Origin of the sequence: Paraburkholderia sp. (genome assembly GCF_026225065.1) — a bacterium.
Lineage (GTDB): Bacteria > Pseudomonadota > Gammaproteobacteria > Burkholderiales > Burkholderiaceae > Paraburkholderia.
Map to the genome: position 1 here is coordinate 1 of NZ_JAMFSB010000020.1, position 4,924 is coordinate 4,924.

At 64.3% G+C, this 4,924-nt stretch carries 5 protein-coding genes; all 5 read left to right on the forward strand.

The annotated features are described in order from the left end of the window. The first annotated feature begins 6 nt into the window (after nucleotides 1-6). Nucleotides 7-705, forward strand: a complete 699-nt coding sequence (locus M0954_RS01025) for an urease subunit beta (protein WP_297351165.1) — start codon at nucleotides 7-9, stop codon at nucleotides 703-705. 9 nt (nucleotides 706-714) lie between these two features. Next, nucleotides 715-2,418 (forward strand): urease subunit alpha, encoded by a 1,704-nt coding sequence (gene ureC / locus M0954_RS01030; RefSeq protein WP_297351167.1) that lies wholly within the window; start codon nucleotides 715-717, stop codon nucleotides 2,416-2,418. 31 nt (nucleotides 2,419-2,449) lie between these two features. Continuing rightward, complete coding sequence (gene ureG, locus M0954_RS01035) at nucleotides 2,450-3,148, forward strand: urease accessory protein UreG (RefSeq protein WP_123387925.1); 699 nt, start codon at nucleotides 2,450-2,452, stop codon at nucleotides 3,146-3,148. Then, a complete protein-coding gene (locus M0954_RS01040) occupies nucleotides 3,138-4,169 on the forward strand; it encodes an urease accessory protein UreD (protein WP_297351162.1) in 1,032 nt (343 codons plus the stop codon). The genes ureG and M0954_RS01040 overlap by 11 nt, the downstream gene beginning before the upstream one ends. A gap of 10 nt (nucleotides 4,170-4,179) precedes the next feature. Further along, nucleotides 4,180-4,924 (forward strand): amidase family protein (locus tag M0954_RS01045; RefSeq protein ID WP_297351163.1); only part of this gene is annotated, 745 nt, incomplete at its 3' end.

Below are 4,924 nucleotides of genomic sequence, written 5' to 3' on the forward strand. Positions count from 1 at the left end.
ACCGCAATGCTGCTGACCCCGACCGAATACGAGCGCCTGACGCTTTTCACCGCCGCGCAACTGGCCCGCCGTCATCGCGACAAGGGCCTTAAGCTCAATCATCCGGAAGCCGTCGCGCTGATCGCCGACGAAATCCTGGAGGGCGCACGCGAAGGCCGCAGCGTGGCGGATCTGATCGCCTACGGGTCCACGCTGCTATCCGAGGACGATGTGCTGCCCGGCGTCGCCGACCTGGTGCCGATGCTGCAGGTGGAAGGCTCGTTTCCCGATGGCACCAAGCTCGTCACCGTGCATCAGCCGATCCGGCCAGGCACGCAACCGGCCGCCACCGACGCTGTGGTCCCCGGCGAAATCCTCGCCATGGAAGGCGAGATCGAACTGAACGCTGGCCGGGTTCGCACGACAGTGCGCGCCATCAACACCGGCGACCGGCCGATTCAGGTGGGCAGCCATTTCCACTTTTTCGAAGTCAATCGCGCACTGCGCTTCGACCGCGCCGCCGCGTTCGGCATGCGGCTCGATATCCCGGCGGGCACCGCCGTGCGGTTCGAACCCGGAGACGCGAAGGACGTGACGCTGGTCGCCTTCGGCGGCACCCAGGAAATTTTTGGCCTCAACGGTCTGACGGACGGCGCGCTCGCCGACCCCAGCCTCCGCGAGGCTGCCGTCGCACGCGCCGCACAGCGCGGCTTCGAAGGAGCCTGAATGGTTACGATGACACGCAAGGCCTACGCCGAGATGTTCGGCCCGACCACAGGGGACGCGGTGCGGTTAGGCGACACGTCGCTCTTCGCCGAGATCGAGCATGACTACGCGGTGCCGGGCGACGAATGCCTGCACGGCGGCGGCAAGACGCTGCGCGACGGCATGGGTCTGAAGGCTGGCCACGATAGCGCAGACGGCGCACTCGACATGCTGATCTGCAACGCGACGATCATCGACCCGGTGCTTGGCATCGTGAAAGGCGATATCGGCATCAAGGACGGCCGGATCGTGGCGGTCGGCAAAGCGGGCAATCCGCAGGTGATGGACGGTGTCGATCCACGCCTCGTGTGCGGCGTTTCGACCACTGTCAAGGATGCCGAAGGACTCATCGCCACCCCAGGCGGTATCGACGTCCACGTGCATTTCGATTCAGCGCAGCTCTGCGAACACGCGCTTGCCTCCGGCCTCACCACATTGATCGGCGGCTCGCTTGGACCGATCACGGTCGGCATCGATTGCGGCGGCGAGTGGAACGTGGGACGCATGATGCAGGCCTCGGAGCAGTGGCCGATCAATTTCGGCTTTCTCGGCCGTGGCAACTCGAGCAAGCCGGGTTCGTTGCTCGGCCAGTTACGCGGCGGCTGCCTCGGGCTGAAGATCCACGAAGACTGGGGTGCGATGCCCGCGGTAATCGACACGTGTCTAACAGTCGCCGACGAATACGACTTTCAGGTGCAGTTGCATAGCGACACGCTGAACGAGTCCGGCTTTCTCGAAGACACAGTGGCCGCGATGAAGGACCGCACGATCCACATGTACCACACCGAAGGCGCGGGCGGCGGCCATGCACCCGACATCATCGCAGTAGCGGGACGGATGAACTGCCTGCCCTCGTCGACCAATCCAACCAATCCGTACACCGTCAACACGTTCGATGAGCACCTCGACATGATCATGGTGTGCCATCACCTGAACCCGGCCGTGCCCGAGGACGTGGCGTTCGCCGAATCGCGCATCCGTGCGCAGACAATTTCCGCCGAGGACGTGCTGCACGATCTCGGTGCGATCTCGATGCTTGGTTCGGATAGCCAGGGAATGGGACGTATCAATGAAGTGATCTGCCGGACCTGGCAACTGGCCTCGAAGATGAAGGACCAGCGCGGACGTCTTTCCAGCGAACGCACGGCGCGCGGGGACAACGAACGGATCAAGCGCTACATCGCCAAGTACACGATCAACGCGGCGCGCACCTTCGGTATTGCCGACACGGTCGGCTCGCTGGAAGACGGCAAGCTCGCCGATATCGTGCTGTGGCGACCCGCGTTCTTCGGCATCAAGCCCGAGGTCGTAATCAAGGGCGGCTTCATTGCGTGGGGAGCGATGGGCGACTCGGCCGCGTCGCTGATGACCTGCGAGCCGCTCGCGATGCGTCCTCAATGGGGGGCATTCGGTCGAGCGCCCGCCTCGCTCGCGGTCAACTTCGTGAACCGGCTGGCTCTGGATGCAGATCTGCATGGCCGGCTGGGCATCACGCGCAAGCTGGTCGGTGCGCACGGCACACGAAGCCTTAGCAAGCGCGACATGCTGCATAACGACGCTTGCCCCTCCATCTCCGTCAATGCGCAGACGTTCGAAGTATCGGTGGACGGCCAGGTGATCCGCTGCGACCCGGCGAGCGAAGTGCCGCTTAGCCGGCGGTACATGCTGCGTTAGACGCACCACACGCGATACAGGAGTGTTTTCGATGAGCACCGAGTTTGATTTCTCCAACGGCGAGCCATTTGCAACAACGCCATTTGAGAGCGCCGTGCAGCAGTCCAGTGGGCACCCTGCGCGCGCCGCACGCGTCGGGATAGGCGGCCCCGTGGGATCCGGCAAAACGCGCCTGCTCGAACGGCTGATTCCGCGCTTCGCGGCACGCGAGGTAGAGCTCGCGGTCATCACCAACGATCTGGTGACGCGCGAAGACGCCGAACGTGTGCGCCGCAGCGGCCTGATCGATCCGGCACGCGTGCTCGCCGTCGAGACGGGTGCCTGTCCGCACACCGCCATCCGCGAAGACCCGACCCTCAACTTGCAGGCCGCGGATGAACTCGACGCACGTTATGCAGGCCTGCGGCTGGTCCTGATCGAATCGGGCGGCGACAATCTCGCGTCATCGTTCTCGCTCGATCTGGTGGACTACTGGATCTTCGTGATCGATGTGGCGGCCGGCGACGATATCCCACGCAAACGCGGCCTCGGCGTGCTGTCATGCGATCTGCTCGTGATCAACAAGTTCGACCTCGCGCCGTACGTCGGCGTCGATCTGCAACGGATGGTCAGCGAGGCCCGCGAGGTGCGCGGCGGGCGGCCCGTGCTGTTGACCAATTGCGCAACCGGTGATGGAGTCGATGCGGTTGCCGATGCCATCGTCGAGAATGTGCTCTTCGATGCGCTCTGAAACGCTACCGGGTTATGCCGGCGCGAGCGCGGACGCGGGCGCTCGCGCCTATGCGACGTCCCGTGCGGATGCTGGCCTTTGCGCCTCTGCCGAATCTGCCACCGCTACCGCTGTCGCGTCATCCGGTCATACGGATATCGCGCAGCTCGATCTGTGTTTCGAGCGCGCGCCGTCCGGCAAGACCTGGCTATCGCGGCAGCGCGCCGGTTATCCGTTTCATGTTGGACGTGTCTTGCCCGTAACGCGGCGAGTCGATCCTGCACAGGCCCCCCGCGCAAGCGCGGAAGTCATCGTGCAATCCTCGTCGGGCGGCCTGTTCGAAAACGATCGTGTGTTCCAGCGCTACGTAGCAATGCCGCGCGCGCAAGCTTCGGTTCGAACAGCAGCGGCGACCATCGTCCACACGATGACACACGGCGTCGCACACTCGCGGGTCGCCATTGAGGCGCATCCGGAATCGCGATTCGACTACCTGCCGCGGCCGACCATCCTGTTTCCCTCTGCCCGTCTTGTGAGCACCATCGACGTCGTCTTGCACGGCGGCGCAACGGTTCTCATCGCCGATACCTGGCTCACGCACGACCCCACGCACCGCGCCGCGCGTTTCGGCATGCTGGATGCGACGCTTAACGTCCGCAACGCCGACGCACAACTGCTGGCTCGCGACCGATTTCGACTGGAACCGGGTGCGGCGCGCGGCTCGCTCACCGGGGTACGGCAAACGTATGGCGCGCACGGCGGCCTGCTCGTGCTTCGACTCGACGACCGCGACGCCGGCAACGAAGCGCTGGCGCACGCCGTCAACGAGGCTCTGCAGAGACTCGACATGCCCCTCACGACCGCCTATGCCGCAGCGGGTGTACTGCCGTGCGCGTGCGGCACCTTCGTCAGGATGCTGGCCGCCGACAGCATCGCCTTGCGCGCAATCTTTTCCACCGCCGTCGAGGCTGTCCATCGGACGCTCGACGGCTTCCACGAAGGGGCGCCACGCGCGTCCCATCCGTCCCAGAACTGCAACTGAGAGGTATACCGTGACACTTCGCCGTCCGTCCAGGGCCGATCTGATCGATATCAGCCGGGCCCGTCATCTGTCTTTGACCGAAGTCGAACTCGACGAGTACTACGAACTGGTCTGCGATAACCTTTCGTTTTACGACACGCTTGATCAGCATCCCGAACCTGCATTCGACGTCGTGCCCGCGGTGCGCGTGGCAGGGACGCGTCCGCTTCCGAAGGACGATCCGCTTAACGCGGTGGTACGCAACTGCTCGGTGCATCTGCCCGGTGCACAGGGACGGCTCGCTGGGAGAACCATAGGGCTCAAGGATACGATCAGCGTCGCCGGCATTCCGATGTCGTGTGCGTCGCGCCTGCTGTACGACTATGTGCCCGAACGCGACGCGACCATCGTCAAGCGCCTGCTCGCCGACGGCGCGCACATTACGGCGATTCTCAACACCGACGACTTCGCTCTGGCGCGACAACCGAATGCCGCGTACGAGCGCGTAATCGCAACATACGATCTCGTCGTGATGCCAACCACGCCCCAAACGGCACACACGCTGCTTGCCGGTCAGGAAACTGATCGCAAGACCTTTGTGAGGCAAGCGCTCAACATGTGCGCCAATACGGCCGCGTTCGATCTGACGGGTCATCCTTCGATCTCGGTGCCATGCAAAGCGGTGGATGGTTTGCCCGTGGGTCTAATGATCACAGGCCGGCATTTCGACGACGCCACGGTCCTGCGGGCCGCGCACGCCTATGCGCAGGGAGGCG